The following is a 24,653-nucleotide window of genomic DNA, read 5'->3' as shown; positions in this document are numbered from 1 at the left end:
CTGCACCCCCGATAAGGTAAAGGAACGTTTCGGCACTCTATTTTGCGGCCGTTTTCTTGTTATGGTTGATGAACGGGCCGGCGTGGCCGAGATAATCGAGCAGTGCTCGGCCCGCGGGCCGGTGGAATGGGATGCGGCCAACCGTCTCAGAGCAGGGGGAGCCACCCAGTCATGCAGGGTCGAAGGATCCACGCTCACCCTCCGGGCGAAACTCGGGAGTTACCCGGTAAGGTTCGGGGCCGCCTCAAAGGATATAGGGGGCCAGGCCCTCGAAGGGGTCGGGGTGGAAGGAGATCAGGTGATAACCTCGTGGGCCGGGATCGCAGGAGCAGGCGTGGGTGTCGCCGCCTGCCTGCCCCAGGCCCCCGGAGTAGTCCGGGCGGAATACCCGGACGAGGAGGATCTCTCGGTAGGCGGGGCCCGGGCGAACCGGGTCAGGATAGTGAGTCCCCTCTATGAGAAGGTGACCATCGGGATCGATGACACCGATACGAAGGAGAAAGGGGCCACGTGGGTGACAGCCCTCAATTGCGGGAAGGAATGCCGCATCCCGGGCGTGGAATTCCTTGATATGCGGCTTGTCCAGCTCAACCCGGAGGCCCCCAAGAAGACCACGAACTGCGTCTCTTCCGCACTGAACTTTGCGGTGAGGCCGGGAGCGGTTGAAGAACTGCTCTCCTGTGTCAAGGAGTATGTGGAAGCGCGGACGTTCTCCGGGGATACAGGTATCGCGGTGTACCGGGGTATCGAGGTTCCCGAAACAGACTTTGCCCGCAGGGTTAAGACAGACCTCCTTTCTCTTGCGGATGCGGAGGAGGAGGCCCGGCGGCTTGGTATCAGGTTCATCGACGATTTCCAGCGGAAAGGAAGAATAGGGGCGATCGGGGCGGTGCTCTGGGCGAACCGGGGTATCGAGGCGGCGGGTTTGTATGGTGAAACTTTCTGACCCCTACACTATCCGTTATCCCCAAATCACTGCGCTCGCGTCTCCCGACGGGAGGAAAGTCGAGGTCGTGGAGTTCTTCGACTGTGTGGGGGGAGCCATGTGGAGCGGGAAGCACTATCCCCAGAGCCCGGTGGTCGAGTCCGCCCGGAATGTGGGAGGGACTATGCGATATCTTTGCCGTTCCGGCCATGCGGACCTTAAACTTGAGGGATCGAAATTTCCCGCGGGGATATCCGGTGTCGGGGTCCATGAAGATGAGATAGAGATCTCCTACCTTGGAATCGGCGGTGGAGGGGTCGGTGCGGCAAGTTGCCGGTCCTATGCGGGCGGAGTCATCCGGTGCAGGACCGATCCCGCCGGAGGCGGAAAGCAGGCAGGGTCGACTATCTGGCTCCCCCGCAGGCAACGGGTCCTGATCGGGGTCGACGACACCGATACCCCGGAAGAAGGGGCCACATGGACCCTCAGCCACAATATCGCCCGGGCGGTTGAAGACGAGTTTAGCCGGTATCTCTCTCATACCATCGTCCAACTCTTTCCGGTCCCGTACCGGACCAAGAACTGCGTGAGCATCGTCTGCGAGTTCGCCACTTCCGAACCCGGAAGGCTCATCGGCGCCTTCCAGGACCTCCTGGGGCGGTATACTCTTTCGGATGAAACAGGTATGGCTGCATTCACCGGATTTGATCCTTCGGAACTTAGGCCATTCGGGGAGCAGGTGAAACGGGGCGAGGTGGAAAGGACAAAGATCCCCCGGATATGCGACGGAACCCTGGACATCCGGATGGAAGGCAGGGGTATCATCGGGGCGGTCGCGGCGATACCCTTTTACACCCGGTACGAGGAGGCACTCGGGTTATGGAATGGGACGAGTTGAAGGCGGGGATTCTCGCTGCGGGATCCGCACGGATCACCGGTCTGCCGGCAGACGACTACCTTGCCGTGTCGACGGCAGGCCCCGGGGCAGGCGGTGAAGGCTCGGTCTTCTTCTCAGTCGCGGGCCGCAGGGTAAGGATCCCGGTCGAGGAGGAAGGAACACTGGTCCTCGAGCACCGGGGAAGCGGGATCGCCGTACTCTGTATCGGCCGCGAATGCATCGAGGGAATTCTCGAACCGGTTGCACTCCACTGCCCCCGCCAGGCATACATCACCGTCAGCGCAGGGTGCATCTATCATTGCCGCTACTGCAGGGTCCCCGCCCTCGGAGGGAAGCGGAAGAGCGTAGCCGAGATCCGGGAAATGGTCGGACGGGTCAGGGACCGGATCGATGCCATTTCCATAACCAGCGGGGTGGCATACGACCCGAAAGAGGAGGAGAAGTACGTGATCTCGGTGATCCGTGCCCTTGCGCCGTTCTCGGTTCCTATCGGTGTCTCCATCTATCCGGTTTTCGGGACTCCGGACAGGCTGCGTGCCGAGGGAGCGGCGGAGGTGAAGTTCAACGTCGAGGCCGCAACGGACAGGATCTTCCGGACCATGTGCCCCGGTCTCGACCGCCGGGAGATCCTCCGCATCCTCGCCCGGTCCGTTGAGGTCTTCGGGAAAAACCGTGTGTACTCCAACGTAATCATCGGGCTTGGAGAGACCGATGCCGAGATGGAGGACTGTATCGGGGAACTAGCCGGAATGGGGGTTATTCCGGTGTTGCGCCCGTTAAATCCGGCCGGAGAACTTGCCGGGTGGGCCAGGCCTTCGGCGGAAAGGCTGTTAAGGCTGTTCAGGATCCACGAACGGATTCTTCGGGAGAAGGGACTGGATCCCTGCAGCGCGGTCACCATGTGCAGCGCGTGCACCGGGTGTGACATGGTGCCCGGGAGGGATGCGTGACATGAAGGGAGAGGATGCGATAGTGCAGGCCCTCGGGCGGAGCGCAGACAGGTTTTATGCCATTCCCGGTTACCCGGTGACCGGCATCGGAAGGGGAGTGTCCGCAGAACCGGTGATCAACGAGAAGGTAGCCCTGGAATATGCTCTCGGAGATTCGCTCGCAGGGAGAAGGGCGGCGGTGATCATGAAGAATGCGGGGCTGAACGCGTGTGCAGATCCCCTGGTGCAGGCGGGTACCCAGGGGCTCGGTTCGGGTGTGGTGGTGGTGGCCGGGGACGATCTCGTGCCGCTAGGTTCCACGAGCCTCCAGGACTCCCGTTACTACGGGGAGCTCGCCCGTGTGCCCGTGATCGAGCCCGGGCCGGCCACGTGTTTCGCGGGTGTGGAGGAGGCGTTCCGGGCCTCCGAACGGTTCAGCCGGGTTGCGATCCTCCGGCTTACCCCGGAACTCCTGTTTTGCGAGGTGTGCCCGGACCGGAGCGAGCGGAGAGACCTGCCCGGAACTCCCGCGAATCCTGCGCTCACCATGAAAGGAAGGGTCCAGCGGGAAGAACGTCTGTTCAACGGGCTCTTTTCGTGGTCCCGGGAGAACCCGCTCAATTCTATCAGCGGGGGGCGGGTGGGGGCCGGGGCGGCACCCGGAGAGTCCGCTGCGGTCACCGTATACCCCCCCCCGGGGGGGGTGGAAGAACTGCCGGCCGTCAACGAGCTGGGAAGACCTTTTCTCCGGGAGCACCGGTGCGTGGAGCCCGGTGACCTTCACCGTGATGCACCGGAGACCTTCACGTCACGGGGGTTCTACCGCACGTTCTGCCGGGGCTGCCCGTTCCTCGGACTGTTCTTGGCGATGAAGGAACAGGGGGTACGCGCCGCGGTCGATGCCGGCTGTTCGATCCTGCTCGCAAGCCCCCTCTACGGGGTGGGGGTGGCCAGTTACGGGCTCGGATCCGCGGTCGCTGTGGGGGCGAGGAGCACCGGAGTAGCGGTAATAGGGGACTACGCCCTCTTGCATTCTGGAATCCAGGCCCTTATCGATGTGTATGAAAAGAAGACGCCCCTGCTCTGCATCGTGCTCCGGAACCGGTGCCTGGGGATGACCGGGGGGCAGGAAGAGGCGTACGACCCGCGTGATTACCTGGGGTTCGCAAAACCCGTGGTGGTCCCGGCGGGGGATACGAAACGTTTGTCGGGATTATTTTCCAGGCCGGTTCCGGGCCCCCGGACCATTATCGTGGAGGGAGAATGCCCGAAAGGAGGGGAGCATGAAACCATACCATGTTGAGATCTGTGATGTGACGCTGAGAGACGGGGAACAGACCCCGGGGGTCTCGTTCTCCTGTGAAGAGAAACAGAAGATCGCCGGAGTGTTGGATGAGATCGGGGTCGAGGTGATCGAGGCCGGGTTCCCTATCGTCTCGCCGTATGAAAAACAATGCGTGACCGCCATCACGAAGATGGGGCTTAATGCACGTATCTGTTGTCTCGCCCGGGCAAGACCGGAGGACGTAACGGCCGCCATCGATTGCGATGTCGACATGGTGAGCGTGTTTATCGCCACCTCCGACCTGCACATCCGGCATAAATACCGGAAAGACCGGGAGCTGGTTCTCGAGGACGCCCTCCGGATGATCGAGCTCGCGAAGGACCACGGTCTTGAAGTCCGGTTTGCGGCCGAGGACGCGTCCCGTACGGATCCCGAATTTCTCAAAAAGGTGTACCGGAAGGGAGAGGAACGGGGCGCCGACCTGGTAAGCTTCGCAGATACCGTGGGCTGCCTGATCCCTGAAGAGATGTACCGGATCATGAGGGAGCTGGTCGCCTCGGTGAAGATCCCGCTCTGTGCCCATTGCCATAACGATATGGGGTGTGCCACTGCCAACACCATCACCGCGGCCGGGGCCGGGGCGTTCCAGCTGCACACCACCGTGAACGGGATCGGCGAGCGTGCCGGGAACGCGGCCCTCGAAGAGGTCCTCGTCGCGCTCCGGATGAAGGGGGGGGTCGATCGGTACGACCTCAGCCACCTTACAAGGCTCTCGCGGATGGTTGAGGAGTTTTCCGGGATCGCGATGAGCAGGACCAAGCCGGTCGTGGGTGCGCATGCGTTCTCCCATGAGAGTGGCATCCATATCGCTGCAATCCTCGAAGATCCCTCGACCTACGAGTATTTTCTCCCCGAAATGGTGGGTGGGGAAAGGAGGTTCATCCTCGGAAAGCATACCGGGAAGAAGGCCCTTGAGCACGTGGTCGGCACGCTCGGGTACTCCCTCTCCGAGCAGCAGATCTGCCAGGTGCTCGACGAGGTGAAGGAACTGGGGGAGAGCAAGATCGGGGTCAGCCCCGAGGCTCTCACGGCCCTGATCCGTCATGTCCAGAAGGAGAAACCGGTATGAGCACCCTTTCCGAGCGTATTCTTCAGGCGCCCGCGGGAGAGTTCGTCGACAAAGCCGTAGACCGGGCTTACGTGCATGACGGCACGGGGGTGCTGACGCTCGAAGCCTGGCGGCAGATCGCCGACCGCGTAGTCAGTCCGCCCCGTTTGTACGTGATGTTCGACCACATCGCCCCGGCCAACAATTCCGTCACCGCGGTCCTCCAGCATGAATTACGGATATTCGCGCGGAAACACGGATTCTGTTTCTCGGATGTCGGAGGGGGGATCTCCCACCAGCTGATGGCGGAAGGAGAGGTGCTGCCCGGCGAGATCGTGGTGGGCGCCGACTCCCACACCTGTACTGTGGGTGCTTTCGGGGCTTTCGCGACAGGCGTCGGTGCTACGGACATGGCGGCGATCTGGGCTTCAGGATGCACCTGGTTCCGGGTTCCGGAGACGATCGCCCTGTCGCTCGAGGGGAGACTTCCGGAGCCCGCATCGGCCAAGGACCTTGCCCTGACCTACGTGGGGAAGCTCGGGATGGACGGTGCGTCCTACCGTGCTCTCGAGTTCGTCGGCGACGGTATCTCTTCACTGGATATGGACGACCGGCTCACCCTCTGCAACCTCGCGGTAGAAACGGGGGCAAAGGCAGGAATGTGCTATGCTGACCATACCACGAGAAGATACCTCGCTGCACAAGGAAAAGAGATCACAATCCAGGCCGCGGAGGATTGCACCTACGAGCGGGAGATAGGAATCGATCTCTCCGATGTGGTGCCGGTAGTGGCCTGCCCGCCCCGGGTCGATACGGTGAAACCGGTGACCGAGGTCGAAGGGATAGCCCTGGACCAGGTCTTTGTGGGGACCTGCACCAACGGGAGGTACTCGGACCTGGCGGTGCTCGCTGCGGGGGTCAGGGGAAAGAAGGTCGCGGTGCGGACGATCGTTGCGCCGGCCTCCCATGCAGTGCTCGAAGAGGCGGTGAGAACGGGGGTCCTCAACGACCTGGTGCAGGCGGGGTGCACCATCCTCCCGCCCGGATGCGGACCGTGCCTTGGGGCTCATATGGGAGTGCTCGGGGAAGGCGAGGTCTGCCTCTCGACGGCGAACCGTAACTTCAAGAACCGGATGGGGGTGGGCGGCGAGATCTACCTCTCATCGGTGGCGACCGCTGCGGCAAGCGCCCTTAAAGGGGCTATTTCGGAACCGGAGGAATTTCCATGAAGATCGAAGGACGGGCGGTGTGCCTGGGCGAGGATGTCGATACGGACCTGATCATTGCCGGCCGCTACCTACGGACCAAGGACCGGAGCATATGGGCTGCACACGCGCTCGAAGATCTCGATCCCGGGCTGGCATCCCGGTTGCAGGGGGCGGTCATCGTGGCGGGGAAAAACTTCGGGTGCGGCTCATCCCGGGAACAGGCCGCCATTGCCCTGAAGGAGGCCGGGGTGGCCGGGGTCATCGCACCCTCCTTCGCCAGGATCTTCTTCCGGAACGCCATCAACGTGGGCCTGCCGCTGATGGAATGCGAACACGGGTGCAGGTGCGTGGAAGGGGAGCAGGTTTCGGCGGACCTCGAATCCGGAATGGTGCAGGTAGACGGGAAAGAATACTCCATCCGTCTGCTTTCCCCGAGGATGATCTCCATTCTTTCTGCAGGTGGCCTGGTGGAGTTCTGGAGGAAGACAGGATGATCTTCCCCCGGGAATGCAAGGAGATCGGGTTTGCCACCACACGCCCCTGCGGTGATCAGGTCTATTTCCTCTCCCGCTACCTCGTGCACCAGACCGCGGGCGGGTACGAGGTGATGGAGGTGAAACTCGGCCAGGAGCCGGGCACCATGATGCGGGCCGTGGAGGAGTGCTCAGTCATCGCCCGGTCTGACGAGGTGTACTGGTACCCCGAAAAGGTGCAGATAAACGACCGCGCCAGGCTCGCGCAAATGGCCCTGGAATCGGGGTTCCGGTGCACGATCTTCACCGGGCTCGACGAACACATCACCTTTGTACTCGACCCCGACCCCTCCGCGTTCCAGACGGTGTACGTCTATGATGTCACCCCTCCCCGCCCCTCACTCTCAGCGGCGATCCGGGACATGGAGGCGATCGGGATGTTCGGCGACCTCGACGTCTCGTTCCAGCATACGCTCCGGGATATCTCCCAGATAGATGCAGAGGTCTATCCCTGCAGAGCATCGGGGTTCCTCCGCACGGTGGACGCCGACCTCCTGCTCGGGGGAGAATCTGTCGCGGGGTGTCTCACCGCCTCCCAGATTCTTAAAGAGTGTTATGAGGAACCGTTCCAGCTCCACGACATCTGCCCTCTGAACATGGTGGCGGAGGAGCCCTTCATCGCCAGATGCTGCAGGAATGAACGGGGCGGTTTTACAGAGTGGAACGGGAAACGAGGAGTTATCGTCCACTGGGGCGCGTCACCGTCCGCGATCTATTCAGCGATCTCCGGCATGTTGGCCAAATGGAGGGAACGTGATGAGGATCGCGGTTGTTGAAGGGGACGGCATAGGGAAAGAGGTCATTCCCGTGGCCAGGGATGCGCTGGAGCTCCTTCGCCCGGACTTCGAATTTTTCCCTGTCGAGGCGGGATACGGACGGTGGCAGCGGACCGGGACCGCGATCGACGAGGAAGAGATTGCAATGCTCCGCTCAGCGGACAGCATCCTCTTCGGTGCGGTTACCACTCCTCCCGACCCCGGGTACCGCAGCGTAATCGTCAGGATCAGGAAAGAACTGGACCTCTATGCCAATATCCGCCCGGTGAAGGGGGAGGGTTTCGAGATGGTGATCGTCCGGGAGAACACGGAAGGGTTGTATTCCGGTATCGAAACCGTGGAAGAGGACCGGGCGTGCACCCTCCGCTGTATAACCAGGAAAGGGAGCGAACGCATTGCCAGGTACGCGTGCCGGCTTGCCGTTTCCCGCAGGGACCTCACCGTCGGGCATAAGGCAAACGTACTCAAATCGGATGTTTTTTTCCGGAATATCTGTATCGAGCAGGCAGAACTGGCAGGGGTCCCCTGGAAGGAAGGGTATATTGACGCGCTCTGCCTGGACGTACTCCAGCACCCCGGACGCTACGACGTGATCGTGACCACCAATCTTTTCGGGGACATCCTCTCCGACGTGGCGGCTTACCTGGCAGGCGGGCTGGGGCTTCTCCCGAGCGCAAATATCGGCGACCGGAATGCGCTGTTCGAACCCGTGCACGGGAGCGCACCCGACATTGCCGGCAGGAACGTGGCCAATCCCGTCGCGGCACTAAGAAGCGCAGCGATGCTCCTCGGACACGCCGGGGACCCCTGCGGCGCCGCAGTCATCGAGGAGGCGATCACCCGGGTACTCGCCCGGGGGGTCCGCACCAGGGACCTCGGGGGATCTTCGGGAACAAGGGAATTCGGAACAGAAATTCTTCGCGAAATCAGGCTCCTGCAAAAATAGTATTGTGGGATCCGGGCCGGGACAGATCTCCGGAGCCCGCGTGGGAGATCATGGTCGCCGGCCGGGAAATTCCGCTATTGTAGTTCTCGCTGGCATCTGTGAGGGAGTTATCCCCAAAGATCGATGAAAGGCGATTGAATGGGCCCTCGTCCGGAATCCCCGGGGGGATCCATGGAGGGCCCGGCGGTGTATCCTCCTCTTCTTTCTTGACCGACCCCCGGAGGGGCCGGAATTGGTTCCTACATTTCGATTCACAGGACCGCACTGCACGGGATATGCACAGGCCCTGCGGGTAACCGGTTCTTCGGGTTACCATAGGAATCCTTCTGACCGCCCTATTTAAAATATACAGATGTCGTCGGTTCAATGGCACTCCCCGGAGGAAAGAATTGATGGGGGTGCGGCGTCCATATCATCACCGGCTGGTGAACCGATGGTACGTGTCGGAGTGCATGTTTCGATTGCGGGAGGGATCGCCCGCTCAGTTCCCCGGGCAAAGGATGCCGGGTGCGATACTTTCCAGATCTTTTCACGAAACCCGAGGGGCTGGAAAGCCAAGGACCTGGACGACCAGGACGTCGGTGAGTTTCGCGAGTGGCTGAAACAATCCGGGATATCCCCCGCAGTCGACCATATGCCCTACCTCCCGAACCTTGCAGGGTCCGATCCGGACCTTTATGGGAAATCGGTGGATACCCTGACGATGGAACTGAACCGCTGCGCGGTCCTTGGTATCCCATACCTGGTGACGCACCTCGGCCATCACCAGGGCGAAGGAATCGGACCAGGGCGGACCCGGGTGATCGATGCGATAAATACGGCGCTCGGACAGGCGGACAAAGGGGCGATGCTCCTCCTGGAAAATACCGCGGGAGAGAAGAACGGCGTAGGAAACACGTTTGAGGACATCGGAGCCGTACTCGACGGGGTTGTCGACCAGGAACGCGTGGGTGTCTGCTTCGATACCTGCCATGCCTTCGGCGGCGGGTACGAACTCCGCACCGCGAGGGGGCTGCAGGAGACCCTGGACAATTTCGACCGGGCGATCGGCCTCTCGAGGGTCCGCGTCGTCCACTGCAACGACTCCAAGGGGGACCTTGGCAGCGGGCTCGACCGGCACGAGCACATCGGTCTCGGGTATATTGGTGAAGAAGGGTTTCGCACTATCCTGCACCATCCGTTCTTCCGAAACCTCCCGCTTATATGCGAGACTCCTGAAGACGACCGGAGGAATGACGCCGGCAATCTTACTAAAGTCCGCGAGCTGGCGGGGGATTGACGGTTATGATACGGTTTACCCTGAATTTTGCGGGATAGCGTACTATCGAACTGTTTCTTATGCCCGTGTACTTCCCGCTCCGGGACAAGGCATGTAACCCTTCGCTCGTCACCACGCGACTGTTCACCTCTTCTCCCTCACGGGAGGGGCGGGAAAAAAGGATTGGTTTTCAAATCCTTCCGGTTCTCGTCAAACAGAATTTTCCCTGGCCAACAGACCGGTTATATCCAAATCCGGCGTCGCCCCACTGGCGGGCGAACCCCCCTGGAGCGCCCGTCCCTGATCTTTTGCCGATATTTTTGCAGCAGAAAGGATTCCTTTTATTAACGTCCCTTTCCTGACTTCTCACCCAATAACCCCTCCATTACAAGCCTTTTCTCCGTGGCGGGTTCGTTAGTGTATAGCATCATGTGGTTTATTTACCCATTTCGGGCGTTTCTTCCCGTCTTCAAAACCCGGCCCGGATACGGGCGGGTGCGTATTATGAGGCTCGGGGATAAACAGATCTAGCGTGAAGGCCAGACTGGATGGTCCCTACGTCCGCCTCGGTGCGGACGGTGTCGCCCTGCACGAGCAGAGCGGCTATGGGAGGCTGGAAGAAGGCGGGGTAAGACTCGCACCCGAGGAGGCCTCCTACCTCGTACATCGGGGGCGGATCGAGATCCAGGGGTATTCTTTCGATTCTCTCGTGGCGCTCTTCGCCGAACGGCCGAATTTTTTCCGTTCGTTCCTGGTCTACCGCGATATACGGGAACGGGGCTACGCGGTGCAGACCGGCCCGCAGGACTTCCGGGTATTCAGGAGAGGGCAGCGGCCGGGGACCGGGCACTCCCAGTACCTGGTGCGGGTCCTCTCGGAACGGGACCTGATCGATTTCTCGGTCCTGGCCGGAGAAGCGACCTCGGCACTGGCCATGAGAAAACAGTACATCCTGGCTGTCGTGGACGATGAGAGCGAACTGACCTACTACGAGATCAAAGTACCTTCCCTCCCGCCGATGGAGTCCCCCGTCCCCGGTGGGGCCGCGGAGGGACTGTTAGTAGGACGGTCGGCGATCATGCATGCCGGGCGGGACGCTCCCGGCTACCTGGGTACGTTCGGCATCCGCCTGGACGAGGGGAGGGTCGTCCTGTCCCCCCTGGAGATTCTCTATCTCCTCGAACGCCAGTTGCTGAAGCTGCTCATGGCAGGTGCCGGAGTTTCGGCCACCGAGTACAGGGCGCTTGCGGGAGATGCCGACCCCGAATTCGCCGAGAAGTACCATGCCTATACGTACCTCCGCGAACGCGGGTACATCCCCCGCACGGGGTATAAGTTCGGTCATCACTTCAGGGTGTATTCCGGCAACAAGGTCCATTCAGAGATGCTCGTCCATGCATTGCCGCCCGGTGCGGAGAGCCCGATGAGCGCGGTCTCCCGCTCGGTGAGGATGGCGCACAGCGTGAAAAAGAAGATGTTGTTCGCGTGTGAACACTTAACGGAGCTACAATTTGTGGAATTCGCACGGATAAAACTATAGAAAGAGTGTTATCGCGAACTACCAACAGTGTGAGCACAGGTCGAGTGAAGAACCCATGCAGCAGGAGATTAATCCCTGGTCGAGTGACCAATCGCTGGATATCGAACGCCTTTTTGGAGACTTCGGTATCGAACCCATCAGCACGGTGACCGATCTTCTCCCCAGTATTCCATATTTCATCCGCAGGGGAGTGGTGATCGGGCACCGGGATTACCAGAGGATCGCGGAAGCGATCCGGTTTCATCGCCCGTTTCATATCCTGACCGGGTTCATGCCGTCGGGACACCCGCACCTCGGGCACCTGATGGTGATGAAAGAGGTGGTGTGGCACGTCCAACAGGGTGGATCGGGCTACATCACCATCGCCGACCGGGAAGCGCACGCGGTACGTGAGATCTCCTGGAAAAAATGCGACGAGTTCGGAAAGGAATACCTGCAGTGCCTCTACGCGCTCGGGTTCCACGGGAGGACCTATTTCCAGAGCCGTAACGATCCCCTCAAGAACCTGGCGTTCGAAGCCTCGACCAAGGTGAACTTTTCGGAAATGCAGGCAATTTACGGGTTCTCTCCCGAAACCGATATTGCCCATGCCTGGAGCGTGATCACCCAGGTCGCGGATATCCTCTACCCCCAGGTGGACGGCATCCCCGCTCCCACCATCGTCCCGGTAGGCATCGACCAGGACCCGCACATCAGGCTTACCCGCGGGGTGGCCCACAAGCTGCGGATGTTCACCGTGGAAGACCGGGAGAGCCACATCAGCGTCCGGTCGAAGGAGGCACCGCCGGAAGCCCTCGAAGAGGTCCACAGGGCATTCCCGGGGTCACGGAAATTCGAAGGCCACGTGGACGTTCCCGGGGGCGTATGCGCCGATGTGGCGGATATGGTACGGGAGATCGAACGGCGGCACGGGGGGTTCGGATTCTTTACTCCTTCCTCGACGTACCACCGGTTCATCCCCGGGTTGCAGGGGGGGAAGATGTCGTCGAGCATTCCGGAGAGCACCATAGGGTTCTTCGAGCCTCCCGAGACGGTGAAGAAGAAAGTGATGGCCGCATTCACCGGGGGGAGGTCCACCCTCGCCGAGCAGAAGGAGCTCGGCGGGGAGCCCGGGAAATGCTCGCTCTTTGCACTCAACCTGTTCCACATGGTGGAAGACGACGCGGAACTCGGCGAGATCCGGAGTCGTTGTCTCTCCGGCGAGATGAGTTGCGGCCAGTGCAAAAAGGAGACACTCGCCAGGGTCACGGAATACCTGGCGGAATTCCGGGAAAAGATGGATGAAGTGGAGCATATGGTGGAGGTATAAATGGCAGAATTAACGCAGAATGAGAAGAAACTGCTCGCGGCACTGGAACCGCTGAAAACTGCCGGGCCGGATACCCTTTCGCAGATTCTCGGCACCAGGGAGGATGCGGTGATCCAGCACGCACACCTTCTCGCCGACCGGGGGCTTGCGGAGGTCCTGCGAACGACGGAGGTATCCTACCGGCTGACCGACGAAGGCATCGAATACCGGGAGCACGGGCTCCCGGAACGGCAGCTTTACCAGAGTTTCGGCGATTCGATCCCGCTCCCGGACCTTTCCAAAAACCCCTTCTCCAAGATAGGGATCGGGCAGATGAGAAAAAAGGGCTGGATATCCATAAAGGATGGCGTGGTAAAAAAGACCGGGACCGCGTCTGAAGGTGACGACGAACGGGCGCTTCGCGATCCCTCCATAGGAGGACGGCCTGTACAGGACCTCGTGAAGCGGGGCCTGCTCGTCGAAGAGGAGACGGTCAGTGTCAGTATCCGGATAACTTCCGAGGGAACCGCACTCGTCCGGGCGGGGCTCGACCTTACCGAGGAGACCGGCACCCTCACCCGTGACCAGATTATCAGCGGTGCGTGGAAAGACCTCGCCCTCCGGCGCTATGATGTGGGAAAACTTCCCAAGAAGGCTTACCCCGGGAAAATCCACCCCTATCAGCGGTTAATCGACCATATGCGTCATCTCCTGCTGGAGATGGGGTTCACCGAGATCCAGGGAAGTGTTGTTCAGAGTGCGTTCTGGAACTTCGACGCCCTGTTCCAGCCCCAGGATCACCCGGCCCGCGAGATGCAGGATACCTTTTACCTCGGGGAGAGGCTCGCGGTCCCGGAGGGATACGAACGGGTCAGGGACATGCACCTCTTCGGCGGAGAGACCACTTCGAGCGGCTGGGGGGGTGCCTGGAGCAGGGACAAGGCCGAGCAGTGCGTGCTCCGGACCCATACCACCAGCCTCTCCATCCAGCACCTGGCGTGCAACCCCGAGCCGCCTGTCAAGGCCTTCTGCATCAGCCGGGTCTATCGCCGCGAGGCCATCGACCCGACACACCTGCCTGAGTTCGAACAACTGGAGGGGATCGTGATGGACGAGGGAGTAAGTTTCCGCCATCTTCTTGGCTATCTCAAGGAGTTCTACGGGAGAATGGGCTTTGAGGACGTGCGGTTCCGGCCGGCGTACTTCCCCTACACCGAGCCCTCCGTGGAGCCCGAAGTGTACGTGGACGGTCTCGGATGGGTCGAGATGGGAGGTGCGGGGATCTTCCGCGAAGAGGTCACCGCACCGTGGGGGATCCGCCACCCCGTGCTTGCATGGGGGCTCGGGGTAAGCCGGATGGCGATGCTCCGCCTGGGCCTGAAAGACCTGCGCCTCCTCTACCGGAGCGATATCGAATGGATCAGGGAGACTCCCACATGGGTCCCCGAACACCGGAGGGGGAGGTAGCCATGGCGATCATCACCCTGCCCTACCGGTACCTCGAGTCGCTCGTGGGGACCGATGTCAGGACCATAATGTCCCGCTTGCCCATGATCGGGTCGGACATCGAGAGGGTCGAAGAGGACCACGCCGACGTGGAGTTCTTCCCCGACCGCCCCGACCTCTTCTCGGTGGAGGGCGTCGCCCGGGCGATGAGGGGTTTCCTCGGCATCGAGACCGGCCTCCCCGACTACCGGGTCGCTCCCTCCCGGACCACGTTCTCCATCGACCCGGGTCTCGCCACCATACGGCCGTACCTGGGGTCGGCGGTGATCCGGAACCTCCGCTTCGACGAGGAGTCCATCACCAGCCTGATGGGCCTCCAGGAGGCTCTTCACTGGGCAGTGGGCCGGGGCCGGAGCAAGGTGGCCATCGGCGTCCACGACCTCGACAAGGTAAAAGCCCCGTTCCGGTACATCGCTGCCCCCCGGGACCTTTCGTTCGTGCCCCTGGACTACGACCGGGAGATGACCATGGACGAGATCCTCGCGGAGCACCCCAAGGGGAAGGCGTATGCCCACATCGTGCAGGACTTCCCCCGTTTCCCCCTGATCGTAGACGCAGAGGACCAGGTCCTTTCCTTCCCACCGATCATCAACGGTGAACTTACGCGTGTGACCGAAGGGACCCGGAATATCCTGCTGGACACCACCGGAACCGACCCGAAAGCAGTGAAGATCGCGGTGGCGATAATCTGCACCGCGCTGGCTGAAAACGGCGCCCTGATCGAGGGCGTCACTATCGAGGGTACCGCATGGCCCGACCTCCGCCCGGCTGAAAGGTCCGTGAGTGCGACGGAGTGCAACAGGCTCCTGGGCCTTTCGCTCCCTCCGGAGGAGATTGCGGCGCTTCTGGAAAAGATGAGGTTTTCCGCCGTAGCCGGGGAAGGGGACCGGATCCGGGTCGGGGTCCCGTGCTACAGGGCAGACATCATGCACGACTGGGACGTCTTTGAGGACGCGGCCATCGCATACGGGTATGAACACTTCGACGCCCGCATCTCCTCGACCTTCGCAATCGGGAAGGAACACCCTGTACAGGCAATCACAGGGGCAATCCGGGAACTTGCCTCGGGTCTGGGGTACATCGAGGTGCTCCCCTTTACCCTGACCAACGAGCGGACCCTCTATACCCGGATGCAGCGTCCGGTGCAGGAATGTGCGCTCAAGATCCTCTATCCCATCAGCGAGGACCACACCCTTGTCCGGACCTCGATCCTGCCCCTGCTCCTTGAGACCCTGCAGGCAAACCGGCACCGGGAGCTTCCCCAGCGGATATTTGCCGTGGGCGACGTGGTGGAAGGGATGTATACCGTGCAGAAACTCGCCTGCGTGAGCACCCATCCCGGGGCGGACTTTTCGGAGGCGTACGCCACCGCGGACGCACTCTGCCGCGAGCTCTCCGTTCCCTACGTTGCGGAAGGGTCAGAGGACGGGGCGTTCATCGAAGGGAGAAGAGGCGATATTCTCTCTCACGGGAAGTTTTCAGGGGTATTCGGGGAGATCCACCCTGCGGTGCTGAATGCGTTCGAACTGGAACACCCGGTGGCTGCGGTGGAACTGGACCTTACCGCCGTACCGGGATACCCCGGAGCGCGAGGTACTCCTTGACCTCCGCGACGGTCATCTCGCCGTAATGAAAAACGCTCGCCGCGAGGCAGGCATCCGCGTGGCCGTGGACGAACCCATCATAGAAGTGTTCCATTGACCCCACCCCGCCGCTGGCGATGACCGGTATCCCCACGAACTCCGAAATCGCCGAGGTAACGGGGATATCGAATCCTTTTTTGGTCCCGTCCGTCTCCATGCTGGTGAGCAGTATCTCTCCTGCCCCCCGCTCTTCGGCTTCCGCAGCCCACGTGATGGCGTCTATCCCCGTGGGCTTGCTCCCCCCGTAAATCACGACCTCGTACCAGCACGACGAACCGTCCGGCAGGACCACTGGGGTTCCGCAGGGACTAGGTTCGAAATTCCGGCGCACGTCCATCGCAACGACGATGCACTGGGTCCCGAAATGTTCCGCTCCCCGGCTTATCAGGGTAGGATCCTGCACCGCACTGGTGTTGATGCTCACCTTGTCCGCGCCGGCCCGGAGGATCTGCTGGATATCGTCGAGTGAACGGATCCCTCCTCCCACCGTAAGCGGAAGGAAGAGCTGGTCCGCGGCCCGCTTGATCACGTCGATTATCGCGCCGCGCTGCTCCTTCGAGGCGGTAATATCCAGGAAGACCACCTCGTCGGCACCCTGTTCGTTGTACCGCTCCGCAAGCTCGACCGGGTCCCCTGCGTCACGCAACTCCAGAAAATGCGTGCCTTTCACCACACGGCCGCCTTTTAAGTCCAGGCAGGGGATGATCCTCCGGGTAAGAACCATACCACAAGGTCGACGGGTGGATATATCATGGTTTGTGCCTTTGGGGCAGATTCCCGGCTCCTGCCGTGACTTTATCTGTTGTGAGGAGGATAGTTATGAGCACGAGGGGACTTTTATGGATCCGAGCCATTCGGGAGCACTGAAGATTGAGTGGGCCAGGCAGTACATGCCGGTCCTGGCAGGGATACGGGAGAGATTTGCAAAGGAGAGGCCCTTTTCGGGGATGAGGATCGGGATGGCCCTTCACGTGGAGGCAAAGACCGCAAACCTTGTCCTGACCCTTGCCGCGGGAGGCGCCGAGGTGTATATCACCGGGTGCAACCCCCTGAGCACGCAGGACGACGTCGCGGACGCCCTGAACCACTACGAGAGGGTCGAGTGCTATGCAAAACGGGGAGCATCGGTGGACGAATATTACCAGGCGATCGACAGGGTGCTGGACGCCCACCCGGTAGTTACTATCGACGACGGTATGGATCTCATCTACCGGCTTCACACCACCCGCACGGCACAGCTCGGTGAGGTGATAGGAGGCTGCGAAGAGACCACTACCGGTATCCACAGACTCAGGGCCATGGCCACGGAAGGGGCCCTGAAGTTTCCGGTCATTGCGGTGAACGATACCCCGATGAAACGGTTCTTCGACAATGTACACGGCACGGGGGAGAGTGCGCTCACGGCGATCATGGTCACCACCAACGTGCTCATGGCAGGGAAGTACGTCGTCGTTGCCGGATACGGGTACTGCGGGAGGGGGCTCTCCAGGAAGCTGCACGGTCTCGGCGCGAAAGTAGTGGTGACCGAGATCGACCCCCGCCGTGCGCTCGAAGCGCACATGGACGGGTACCTGGTCATGAGCATGGATGAAGCGGCAACCATCGGAGACCTTTTCATCACCACCACGGGCGATACTTCGGTGATAAGGGAGGAGCATTTCCGCAGGATGAAAGAAGGGGCCATCCTCTCCAACGCCGGGCACTTCAACGTGGAGATCGATGTCGAATGGCTGGAGGCCAATGCCGGACCCGTGGTGCGGAGGGACGGGATCGATACCTATCATGTCGACGGGAAGCAGATCCACGTCCTGGCCCAGGGAAGACTGGTCAACCTCGCAATTCCCAAGGGGATGGGCCACCCCATCGAGGTGATGGACCTCTCCTTCGCCCTTCAGGCTCTTTGCGCGGAATATATCGCTAAAAATGGTAAAAAACTTCCCCCCGGGGTGCATCCCGTTCCGCTGACTATCGACGAGGAGGTTGCCCGGGCCAAACTTGCCGCACTCGGGCTCTCCATCGACCGCCTGAACGAGGAGCAGCGCCGTTACATGGCCAGCTGGGACATCGGGACCTGAATTCTCTCAGATCTGGTAAATAATTCCTTTTTCACCGGGTCGGGGACCCCGACCTCATACTGTGATGAATTTTCATCATTGTTGACATCCTTACTACGTCATTTCGTGCGTAGTGTGAAATTCAGGTATTGCAGGGCAGCTCTGTCCGACAAGGACCCGATGTTCAGGGGATCGCCTTTTCTCTCTCCGACTCGTTTTTAGGTGTGCCGGATACCGGTTATCCGTTATCCTCTTCGATCCCGATATTTTCCCTGTTGCAGAAGAGATATTCCTGTGCATACCCTGCGTAGGGACCGAATGTCTGCCTTCCGAATGCAGCGATATCCTCGTCACGGCCGGACCCGGCCGCTCCGGGGTACCTGGCAGTGAGGATCTTCCGGATCCACACGTCCACAGGGAACGCCTCGTATTTCTGGAATGCAAAGAGGAGCACGCAGTCCGCAACCTTCTTCCCAACGCCCTTCAGTCGCAGGAGCTCTTTCCGGGCATCGGGATAGGGAAGCAGGGAGACTCTTTGCTCCCACCCCGGGTCTCCGGCGATGATCCCTGCGGTGTCGCACAGGTAGGGGGCCCGGTATCCCATTCTGCACTCCCTGAGGTCGCACTCTCCGGCTTCGGCCAGCGCCTCCGGCGTCGGGAATGCATGGTAGGTTTTTCCCCTGAACGGGATCTCTTCGCCATACCTTGCGGAGAAAAGTGCTATCCGCTTTTTTATCACCGGGATATTGGTATACGTCGCGCAGATATAGGACGCGAGACATTCCCAGGGGGGCTGGGCAACGATCCGGAGCCCGTTGCACCTGGCTACCGCGTCCCGGACCAGGGGATCGTGTGCGATGACCGTCAGGATCGCGGGAAGGTCGAGGTCCAGCTGGAAGTAGTGACGGATCTGGGCTTCGTCGGCTCCCTGCCAGGACAGTTTCCTACCCCTCTGCCGGACCCTGATGACGTTTTGGTCTACGATGCCGTACCACCAGCCTCCGTCCTTCTCCCACCGGAATACCTGGCCGCAGGAGAGAGTATGGTCGAGAGAGAACGGCTGGTCCGGGCGAAGCGTAAGGGTGTCCATGGCACTACCCTCAGAAATTCCTTCGCCCGGCTTAAATTGCTGCGGGTAAAGGCAGGTCCGGGTATTTCAGGAACCGGCGACGAGCCTCGAAAAGGCAGTGAGGAAGGCTCTGAACTCTGGCGAAGGTCCGGGATCGCCATTCGGTGGATAACACCCGTTCCCCGGGTCTCCAGGCGATTGCCGTCGATCATGATCCGGAAAAACCAGAATGTGGCGTCGGAGCACCCATGTGGCGAAAGGTATTCGCCACTCCAGGAAAAACAGTCATTTTCCTCAAGATCACGACGGAATCGCTGTCATTCACCACCGGAGGGGAATAACTCGCTGACTGTTCCGTTAAAATTCCCCCCTCTTGATCGCTCGAACCGGAGCGAGGTACCGGTCCACTTCGCGTGACAGGAAGTGCCGTGAAACGAACCGATATAGAACTCGAAGAGATCAGGCTTCAACAGTTCCCCGCTCCCCCCCGGGATAGGGAGATTGTTCTTGTCCCCGTGTTGTTCCGGTAGTGAAATCAGGAATTTTATTCATTCGCGCCGATCCCGGTCCGGCGACCGATCTCTCCAGATCCGGGTGAGTTCACCCACCGCCATTAACTGCTCCGTACCTCTTTCATCCTCCGCGCAATAGACTTTAATACCCGTGTGCCGCAGTTGTGCTCATGGAACTTACACAGAGCCTGCGGGCATTCCTGGAAACTGGAGAAGACTGGGAGCGGAAGAACACCACACTTAAAGGGGTCTCGATCATCAGACTCCCCCAGACGAAAAGCAGGCCGGCGTCACTTGCCATAGAGATCAATCCTCCGAACGAGAAAGGTGCGCCCATGAAGAAGAAGGGTATTATGATCATGGGACGAGGTGAGCTCTCCGCCTTCCGTGAACTCTTCAATAATGAGAAGGTGGAGGCCCTCCTGGAATCGATCGAGGAGGTCGCTCCCGGGAAAAAGGGATCGAAAGCCGAGAAAGAAGAAGTCCTGGAGATATAATCCCCCGTGCACGATTCATGCCGGCGTGGCTGACGCGATCTTCCGCTCACTCGTCCCGGGAGGATGATCGATCTCTTTTATCACCGATTTGAGCGATTCCCGGTGAGATAATGATATAATCATTGAGATTGAACAGGAAGATCAGGGAAAGATCCCGTATCCAGGGATGATACATGACGAGACCAAATCGTGGCATGAAGGGTGTCGCGGGGGATACCGATAGATCGGTGAAACGGTGCGGGAGAGGTGTGTTCTTCGGGCTTCTCGTAGTCCTCTGTGCATCGGTGGTGTTTGCCGGATGCGTGAACGAGCCTGGCGAACCGACAACTCCGGAAAACCCTCCCTCCATCCTGGTCGATTACGTACGGACGGGGGGTATCGCAGGGGTCAGCGACCACCTGGTTGTATTCGAGAACGGGCAGGCGATCTATTCCACCTGGACCGGTTCAGGGGAATTTGAACTTTCATCCGGGGATGTGGACCGGCTGAGGGACGTATTCGCCATCGCAGGGTTCGAATCGCTCAACGGGACATACCCTGCACCTACCCCCGGGGCGGACTACTTCACCTACCGGATCACCTACGAGAACCAGACCGTAATCACCCAGACAACCGGAGTGCCCGACCAGCTCATGCCGGTGATCAGCTACCTCGACCAGATCATCACTGCGCAGTCCGCACGCTAGTAAGGAAAACCTCTCATTTTCAACAATGGTCCGGAGCAGAGGATTGAATAGCCGGGCAATCTTTCATGAGTGAGACGCAACCGGCCCTGTTTGGTGCCTTGCCAGGGCGGACGCAAAGTGCCACCGGCCAGGGCGGATAGATATAAAAATAAAAAAAATTTGAATTACTTGTTCTCGTAAAGGCAGCCCTGGACGTCCTGGCCGAGCTTTCCGATGGCGTCGGACCTGCACCGCTGGCAATGCCTCATCTGGCGTACGTACTTCGCGCACGCGTCCTGCATCTTCCGCTTCATCTCGGGGGTGGGAGGTGCGATATCGGCGAATTTATACTGGGAGATGAGGGGGATCACGTTGAAGGTATACACACCCATCTCTCCCGCTTTTTTGGCGATCTCCGGGATGTGGTCCTCGTTCACACCGGGGATATACACGGTGTTGATCTTTACGATCATCTTCCTCCCGACCGCCATCTGTATCCCCTTGAGCTGGTTTTCAAGGAGGATTCGGGCGCCCTCGATTCCCTCGTACCTCTTCCCCTTATAGGTCACGAACTGGTATATTTTAGCCCCGATCTCAGGATCGATGGCATTGAGGGTGACGGTGACGTTTCCTACATCGTACTTCTCGAGAAGGTCTATCTTCTCCGGGAGAAGGAGCCCGTTTGTGGAGATGCATTTGATCACGTGGGGGAACTCTTCCTTCAGCCTCCGAAGCGTCTCGAATGTGGCCTCGTTTGCCAGCGGCTCGCCCGGTCCCGCGATCCCGATGACCTTGATATAGGGGAACTTGTCCATGGCTTTTCGCACAAGTTCCACCGCCTCCTCGGGGTCAAGTACCTCGCTGGTTACCCCGGGGCGGCTCTCGTTCACGCAATCGAAATCGCGGACGCAGTAGTTGCACTGGATATTACACGCCGGAGCGACAGGGAGATGGCAGCGCCCGAACGCGTGACAGGCTTTCTCCGAAAAGCAGGGATGTTCGCTGATCTTCCGCATCTGCTCCGGGTCCCACTGGACTTTACTCCCGCCGACCGAGGATTCCCTGTAGCCCTCATCTGCCATGATAAACCACGTATGGTTTCTCCCTGATCTTATTTATAGGGTGCAATCGTGCTCCCGGGAGGATTGGAATGCTCCTGCAAATAGCATACAACGGGGCAATCCGGATCGCGGAGCAGGTATGACCGTTGCGTCCTCCTTGTGGCCACTGGTATCCAAAGGAGAGATTAAAGGGTATGCAGTGTGCAAATAGTACTTTTATGATCAGAAGATCACGCGGACTTCAGCGGAAGAACGGGTACATTGCAGTTCTTATCGGATGTGCCCTTCTCCTGGCCACACTGGGTGCGGGGTGCACTTCCGCGCCTGCAACGGTCAAGGCGGGAGATACGGTCAAGGTATATTACGCGGTTTCTCTACCGGGAAACGCGGTCTTCGAGACGAACGAGAACAGTACACCCCTCGAGTTCGTAGTGGGCTCAGGGTCGATGATCTCGGGATTTGATTCGGCTGTCGTCGGAATGGCGGCAGGAGAGACAAAGACAGTGATAATCCCCGCCGAACAGGCCTATGGCCCCAACCGTCCCGAGCTGGTGAACACCCTCCCTGCGGACAAGGTGCTCGCAAGCGTGCAGGCGATGGAAGATGCGGGAGCCATCAGGGAGCTCGACTATCCGGGTATGGAGCCTGTTTTCGAGTATGCGCTCCCGGACGGAACTCATGGATACCTGCGGTTCTCCAACATCACCGAGGACACCGTCACCGTGGATGAGAACAGTCCCCTGGCAGGAAAAGATCTCCAGTTCAGGATCACCGTGGAAGAGATCATCCCGGCGAAGACTTCCTGATTGGAAACCTATAACTCTTTAATTTCGAAATTCTCACGCAAAATGAGAAGATAAAGGATCGGGGGGCAAAGCGGCACCCGATTAGATCCGATACATTTTTTATCAGTATGTATTATCTGAATGTGGTGTACCGGGAACCGCCCCGTCATGCTAAGTCTGGAGTACTGCCTATATTGATGCCACCTTGATTGTATAGTGCTTTTTTCAGGCCTGCGTCGCCCGCGGAACCGGTGCACCAACACCTTCACTTTTGTCATCCAGTATATAAACCAACACTTTGAAAATGGTTATTTCTGCATCTTTTTTGATGCGTCTGACGCACCAGGACTCTTCAGGTGTTTGGAAGAAAATACAGGGATTTTGCATGTCAATGGGTGGGAGATTATTCCTGGTCGCGTTTCATTGCCGGATTTGTTGTTTCGGGCGATTCCCGGCAATTCTTATATGAAAGGACCGACATAGTACCGATACGAGGTTCGCCGACAACACCTGATATGACTCCGAACGGAAGTGCTAAAACGCCTGAAATGTGGAAAGATGCAGGGAACGATTATTTCAAGCGGGGGGAGTACGAGAATGCGATCAAATGTTATGCCCAGGCACTTTCGCTGGACCCGGAATACCTCGAGGCCTGGAACAACATGGGCCTGGCCCTTATGAAGATGGGCAAGACCGAAGAAGCGAAGATGGTGAACCGTACCATTGTCGGGCTGAAAGAAAAAAAGGGGTTGAGGTAACGGCCCGGTCTTGGCACGGTCCCGGTACCGTTTCATGAATTTTTTGTGCAGGCTCGGCAGCCACCGGTGGAAGAAGATCTCTTCCTCTTCACAGTTTTCCTCGAACGTTATCGAATACCGTTACCGGTGTGATCGGTGCGGTGCGGAGAAGAAAGAGGTCAGGCCGAAGAAACAGGGATAACCTGACGGCAGTATACCCGTTTGCGTTTCGATCTGTTTTTCCCAAGATTCGTCCAAAATTTTTCCATGAAGGGATATTTTTTTACGGGAACTCTGATTCTCCTTGTCATCGGTGCCGCGTGGTCCGCAGGGTGCAGCGGCAGTCCAGGCACCGTTCCCGATACCCCTGCAGGCCAGACCGGGAGTGAGCACCCCCGGTACTCCCCCGGCCAGCTCAGGGACCTCGTGGAGAACGCCTCGGCATATGCGCACTCCGTGGGTAAGGACGCCGCGCTTATCGAATTCTCCAAAAAAGAGGGGATGTTCTCCCATGGAGACGTGTACGTCTATGCCTATGACGACAATGGCATCCTCCTTGCCCACCCGTACCAATCCGATGAAGTGGGACAGAACAGGAATAACTTCACCGATATACGTGGTCTTCCGGTGATCAGGATCGGTGAGTACACCGCTTCGAACGGCGGGGGATTTTTCGCATATCTTTATCCTGCTCCTGAGGGTGGGGTAATCGACGAAGCGGCACGGGATTCTTACGTCCCCAAGATCGGGTTCGCCTCTCCGGCTGGTGAGGACTGGTGGATAGGATCAGGGATATATTTCTCCGACCTTGAAGGGGCGGACCAGGTTCCAGGACCGGTAGCGGAGATGATCGATCTCGTTGAAAAGGGGGTGGCCTATGGGCAAATGAATGGAAAAGACGCAGCGTTTTTGGAAATCTCGAACAAGTCCGGTAGGTTTGTCGATGCGAAAGGTCACTATCTTTACGCCTACGATTATAACGGCACCCTCCTTGCTCACCCCTACATCCCGGAAAAGATCGGGAAGGATTTATCCGGGTACCAGGGCCCGTTCGGAATGGAGGTCATCCGTGCCCTGGCACACACCGCCGCGGACGGCGGGGGGTACGTGGTATTCATGTGGCCGAACCCTGACGACAACAACCTGATCGAGATGAAGATCGGGTATGTCCTTCCGGTCGACGAGACCTGGTGGGTCGGGTCCGGAGTCTACCTCAACGAGATTACTGGGGTCAACACCTCATATCCGGCGCCCCTTCCATAATCTTTTAAATTTTTGGCGTTTTTCCAGGTTCCCTGATCTGTCACTGAGGCCGACTTAAAGGAAGTCTAAAAAGCCGGAATTTTTATGTTCAATTCCCTGAACCGGCTCATTCAGGGAGAATTTCAAACAGCCCTCTCAAGGCCTGGCGGTGCGGGACGCAAGCATTA

At 59.4% G+C, this 24,653-nt stretch carries 24 protein-coding genes; 21 read left to right on the top strand and 3 right to left on the bottom strand.

Translation table 11 applies throughout. The annotated features are described in order from the left end of the window. The first annotated feature begins 61 nt into the window (after positions 1-61). From J2741_RS05020 to pheT, 14 genes are all read left to right on the top strand, one after another. On the top strand, positions 62-946 hold the full coding sequence (locus J2741_RS05020; protein ID WP_342452231.1) for a tRNA(Ile2) 2-agmatinylcytidine synthetase: 885 nt from the start codon (positions 62-64) through the stop codon (positions 944-946). After that, on the top strand, positions 930-1,823 hold the full coding sequence (mmp11, locus tag J2741_RS05015) for a methanogenesis marker protein 11 (RefSeq protein ID WP_209673918.1): 894 nt from the start codon (positions 930-932) through the stop codon (positions 1,821-1,823). Before J2741_RS05020 ends, mmp11 begins: the two co-directional genes overlap by 17 nt. Continuing rightward, a complete protein-coding gene (locus J2741_RS05010; RefSeq protein ID WP_209673917.1) occupies positions 1,805-2,773 on the top strand; it encodes a radical SAM protein in 969 nt (322 codons plus the stop codon). The genes mmp11 and J2741_RS05010 overlap by 19 nt, the downstream gene beginning before the upstream one ends. 1 nt (position 2,774) lies before the next feature. Beyond that, on the top strand, positions 2,775-4,055 hold the full coding sequence (locus tag J2741_RS05005; protein ID WP_209673916.1) for a thiamine pyrophosphate-dependent enzyme: 1,281 nt from the start codon (positions 2,775-2,777) through the stop codon (positions 4,053-4,055). After that, on the top strand, positions 4,036-5,166 hold the full coding sequence (locus J2741_RS05000; protein WP_209673915.1) for a homocitrate synthase family protein: 1,131 nt from the start codon (positions 4,036-4,038) through the stop codon (positions 5,164-5,166). The genes J2741_RS05005 and J2741_RS05000 overlap by 20 nt, the downstream gene beginning before the upstream one ends. Beyond that, on the top strand, positions 5,163-6,374 hold the full coding sequence (locus J2741_RS04995; RefSeq protein WP_209673914.1) for a 3-isopropylmalate dehydratase/homoaconitate hydratase family large subunit: 1,212 nt from the start codon (positions 5,163-5,165) through the stop codon (positions 6,372-6,374). The genes J2741_RS05000 and J2741_RS04995 overlap by 4 nt, the downstream gene beginning before the upstream one ends. Then, positions 6,371-6,847: a LeuD/DmdB family oxidoreductase small subunit gene (locus J2741_RS04990; RefSeq protein WP_209673913.1), complete on the top strand. Its 477-nt coding sequence runs from the start codon at positions 6,371-6,373 to the stop codon at positions 6,845-6,847. The genes J2741_RS04995 and J2741_RS04990 overlap by 4 nt, the downstream gene beginning before the upstream one ends. Next, complete coding sequence (locus tag J2741_RS04985) at positions 6,844-7,662, top strand: DUF7714 family protein (RefSeq protein ID WP_209673912.1); 819 nt, start codon at positions 6,844-6,846, stop codon at positions 7,660-7,662. The genes J2741_RS04990 and J2741_RS04985 overlap by 4 nt, the downstream gene beginning before the upstream one ends. Further along, positions 7,643-8,608, top strand: coding sequence for an isocitrate/isopropylmalate dehydrogenase family protein (locus J2741_RS04980; RefSeq protein ID WP_209675522.1), 966 nt, complete (start codon positions 7,643-7,645; stop codon positions 8,606-8,608). Before J2741_RS04985 ends, J2741_RS04980 begins: the two co-directional genes overlap by 20 nt. Before the next feature lie 433 nt (positions 8,609-9,041). Then, positions 9,042-9,887: a deoxyribonuclease IV gene (locus tag J2741_RS04975; RefSeq protein ID WP_209673911.1), complete on the top strand. Its 846-nt coding sequence runs from the start codon at positions 9,042-9,044 to the stop codon at positions 9,885-9,887. Positions 9,888-10,398: 511 nt separating this feature from the next. Next, on the top strand, positions 10,399-11,406 hold the full coding sequence (gene endA / locus J2741_RS04970) for a tRNA-intron lyase (protein WP_209673910.1): 1,008 nt from the start codon (positions 10,399-10,401) through the stop codon (positions 11,404-11,406). Positions 11,407-11,461: 55 nt separating this feature from the next. Then, positions 11,462-12,715: a tryptophan--tRNA ligase gene (locus J2741_RS04965; RefSeq protein ID WP_209673909.1), complete on the top strand. Its 1,254-nt coding sequence runs from the start codon at positions 11,462-11,464 to the stop codon at positions 12,713-12,715. Beyond that, the gene (gene pheS, locus J2741_RS04960) at positions 12,716-14,161 is read left to right on the top strand and encodes a phenylalanine--tRNA ligase subunit alpha (RefSeq protein WP_209673908.1); all 1,446 of its coding nucleotides are present in this window, start codon (positions 12,716-12,718) and stop codon (positions 14,159-14,161) included. A 2-nt stretch (positions 14,162-14,163) separates the two neighbouring features. Beyond that, the gene (gene pheT / locus J2741_RS04955) at positions 14,164-15,804 is read left to right on the top strand and encodes a phenylalanine--tRNA ligase subunit beta (RefSeq protein ID WP_209675521.1); all 1,641 of its coding nucleotides are present in this window, start codon (positions 14,164-14,166) and stop codon (positions 15,802-15,804) included. On the opposite strand, the gene hisF is transcribed toward pheT, so the two are convergent. After that, positions 15,761-16,567 (bottom strand): imidazole glycerol phosphate synthase subunit HisF, encoded by an 807-nt coding sequence (gene hisF / locus J2741_RS04950; protein ID WP_209673907.1) that lies wholly within the window; start codon positions 16,565-16,567, stop codon positions 15,761-15,763. The two genes, pheT and hisF, sit on opposite strands and share 44 nt — an antisense overlap. Before the next feature lie 115 nt (positions 16,568-16,682). Here hisF and J2741_RS04945 point away from each other — a divergent pair, with 115 nt between their 5' ends. Then, a complete protein-coding gene (locus J2741_RS04945; protein ID WP_209673906.1) occupies positions 16,683-17,918 on the top strand; it encodes an adenosylhomocysteinase in 1,236 nt (411 codons plus the stop codon). Between the two features lie 217 nt (positions 17,919-18,135). Here the strand turns inward: J2741_RS04945 and J2741_RS04940 are convergent, their stop codons facing one another. After that, positions 18,136-18,987: a DNA-3-methyladenine glycosylase family protein gene (locus J2741_RS04940; protein WP_209673905.1), complete on the bottom strand. Its 852-nt coding sequence runs from the start codon at positions 18,985-18,987 to the stop codon at positions 18,136-18,138. A gap of 661 nt (positions 18,988-19,648) precedes the next feature. Between J2741_RS04940 and J2741_RS04935 the strand changes: the two genes are divergently transcribed. Both J2741_RS04935 and J2741_RS04930 read left to right on the top strand, forming a co-directional pair. Further along, complete coding sequence (locus J2741_RS04935) at positions 19,649-19,975, top strand: hypothetical protein (protein ID WP_209673904.1); 327 nt, start codon at positions 19,649-19,651, stop codon at positions 19,973-19,975. A 173-nt stretch (positions 19,976-20,148) separates the two neighbouring features. After that, positions 20,149-20,661, top strand: a complete 513-nt coding sequence (locus J2741_RS04930; protein WP_209673903.1) for a hypothetical protein — start codon at positions 20,149-20,151, stop codon at positions 20,659-20,661. 164 nt (positions 20,662-20,825) lie between these two features. On the opposite strand, the gene nifB is transcribed toward J2741_RS04930, so the two are convergent. Continuing rightward, complete coding sequence (gene nifB / locus J2741_RS04925) at positions 20,826-21,722, bottom strand: nitrogenase cofactor biosynthesis protein NifB (protein ID WP_209673902.1); 897 nt, start codon at positions 21,720-21,722, stop codon at positions 20,826-20,828. A 197-nt stretch (positions 21,723-21,919) separates the two neighbouring features. Between nifB and J2741_RS04920 the strand changes: the two genes are divergently transcribed. From J2741_RS04920 to J2741_RS04905, 4 genes are all read left to right on the top strand, one after another. Next, positions 21,920-22,507 carry an FKBP-type peptidyl-prolyl cis-trans isomerase gene (locus J2741_RS04920; protein WP_209673901.1) on the top strand — a complete coding sequence of 196 codons (588 nt, stop codon included), beginning with the start codon at positions 21,920-21,922 and terminating at the stop codon, positions 22,505-22,507. Between the two features lie 527 nt (positions 22,508-23,034). Further along, positions 23,035-23,244, top strand: coding sequence for a tetratricopeptide repeat protein (locus J2741_RS04915; protein ID WP_209673900.1), 210 nt, complete (start codon positions 23,035-23,037; stop codon positions 23,242-23,244). A 34-nt stretch (positions 23,245-23,278) separates the two neighbouring features. Beyond that, on the top strand, positions 23,279-23,425 hold the full coding sequence (locus tag J2741_RS04910) for a hypothetical protein (RefSeq protein WP_209673899.1): 147 nt from the start codon (positions 23,279-23,281) through the stop codon (positions 23,423-23,425). Positions 23,426-23,490: 65 nt separating this feature from the next. Continuing rightward, the gene (locus J2741_RS04905; protein WP_209673898.1) at positions 23,491-24,486 is read left to right on the top strand and encodes a cache domain-containing protein; all 996 of its coding nucleotides are present in this window, start codon (positions 23,491-23,493) and stop codon (positions 24,484-24,486) included. Positions 24,487-24,653 lie beyond the last annotated feature (167 nt).

The organism is Methanolinea mesophila (assembly GCF_017873855.1).
GTDB lineage: Archaea > Halobacteriota > Methanomicrobia > Methanomicrobiales > Methanospirillaceae > Methanolinea_B > Methanolinea_B mesophila.
This window is presented reverse-complemented; position numbering and strand designations above follow the sequence as displayed.

What these genes read in the sequence shown, in the direction of transcription:
- J2741_RS04915 (WP_209673900.1), top strand. Translation starts at nt 23,035, where the DNA reads ATGTGGAAAGATGCAGGGAACGATTATTTCAAGCGGGGGGAGTACGAG.
- J2741_RS04930 (WP_209673903.1), top strand. Translation starts at nt 20,149, where the DNA reads ATGACGAGACCAAATCGTGGCATGAAGGGTGTCGCGGGGGATACCGAT.
- J2741_RS05005 (WP_209673916.1), top strand. Translation starts at nt 2,775, where the DNA reads ATGAAGGGAGAGGATGCGATAGTGCAGGCCCTCGGGCGGAGCGCAGAC.
- J2741_RS04920 (WP_209673901.1), top strand. Translation starts at nt 21,920, where the DNA reads ATGATCAGAAGATCACGCGGACTTCAGCGGAAGAACGGGTACATTGCA.
- J2741_RS04990 (WP_209673913.1), top strand. Translation starts at nt 6,371, where the DNA reads ATGAAGATCGAAGGACGGGCGGTGTGCCTGGGCGAGGATGTCGATACG.
- J2741_RS05010 (WP_209673917.1), top strand. Translation starts at nt 1,805, where the DNA reads ATGGAATGGGACGAGTTGAAGGCGGGGATTCTCGCTGCGGGATCCGCA.
- J2741_RS04940 (WP_209673905.1), bottom strand. Translation starts at nt 18,987, where the DNA reads ATGGACACCCTTACGCTTCGCCCGGACCAGCCGTTCTCTCTCGACCAT.
- hisF (WP_209673907.1), bottom strand. Translation starts at nt 16,567, where the DNA reads ATGGTTCTTACCCGGAGGATCATCCCCTGCCTGGACTTAAAAGGCGGC.
- mmp11 (WP_209673918.1), top strand. Translation starts at nt 930, where the DNA reads ATGGTGAAACTTTCTGACCCCTACACTATCCGTTATCCCCAAATCACT.
- J2741_RS04965 (WP_209673909.1), top strand. Translation starts at nt 11,462, where the DNA reads ATGCAGCAGGAGATTAATCCCTGGTCGAGTGACCAATCGCTGGATATC.
- J2741_RS04980 (WP_209675522.1), top strand. Translation starts at nt 7,643, where the DNA reads ATGAGGATCGCGGTTGTTGAAGGGGACGGCATAGGGAAAGAGGTCATT.
- J2741_RS05000 (WP_209673915.1), top strand. Translation starts at nt 4,036, where the DNA reads ATGAAACCATACCATGTTGAGATCTGTGATGTGACGCTGAGAGACGGG.
- pheS (WP_209673908.1), top strand. Translation starts at nt 12,716, where the DNA reads ATGGCAGAATTAACGCAGAATGAGAAGAAACTGCTCGCGGCACTGGAA.
- J2741_RS04910 (WP_209673899.1), top strand. Translation starts at nt 23,279, where the DNA reads ATGAATTTTTTGTGCAGGCTCGGCAGCCACCGGTGGAAGAAGATCTCT.
- J2741_RS04945 (WP_209673906.1), top strand. Translation starts at nt 16,683, where the DNA reads ATGGATCCGAGCCATTCGGGAGCACTGAAGATTGAGTGGGCCAGGCAG.
- J2741_RS04985 (WP_209673912.1), top strand. Translation starts at nt 6,844, where the DNA reads ATGATCTTCCCCCGGGAATGCAAGGAGATCGGGTTTGCCACCACACGC.
- J2741_RS04975 (WP_209673911.1), top strand. Translation starts at nt 9,042, where the DNA reads ATGGTACGTGTCGGAGTGCATGTTTCGATTGCGGGAGGGATCGCCCGC.
- J2741_RS04935 (WP_209673904.1), top strand. Translation starts at nt 19,649, where the DNA reads ATGGAACTTACACAGAGCCTGCGGGCATTCCTGGAAACTGGAGAAGAC.
- pheT (WP_209675521.1), top strand. Translation starts at nt 14,164, where the DNA reads ATGGCGATCATCACCCTGCCCTACCGGTACCTCGAGTCGCTCGTGGGG.
- J2741_RS04995 (WP_209673914.1), top strand. Translation starts at nt 5,163, where the DNA reads ATGAGCACCCTTTCCGAGCGTATTCTTCAGGCGCCCGCGGGAGAGTTC.
- J2741_RS05020 (WP_342452231.1), top strand. Translation starts at nt 62, where the DNA reads ATGGTTGATGAACGGGCCGGCGTGGCCGAGATAATCGAGCAGTGCTCG.
- nifB (WP_209673902.1), bottom strand. Translation starts at nt 21,722, where the DNA reads ATGGCAGATGAGGGCTACAGGGAATCCTCGGTCGGCGGGAGTAAAGTC.
- J2741_RS04905 (WP_209673898.1), top strand. Translation starts at nt 23,491, where the DNA reads ATGAAGGGATATTTTTTTACGGGAACTCTGATTCTCCTTGTCATCGGT.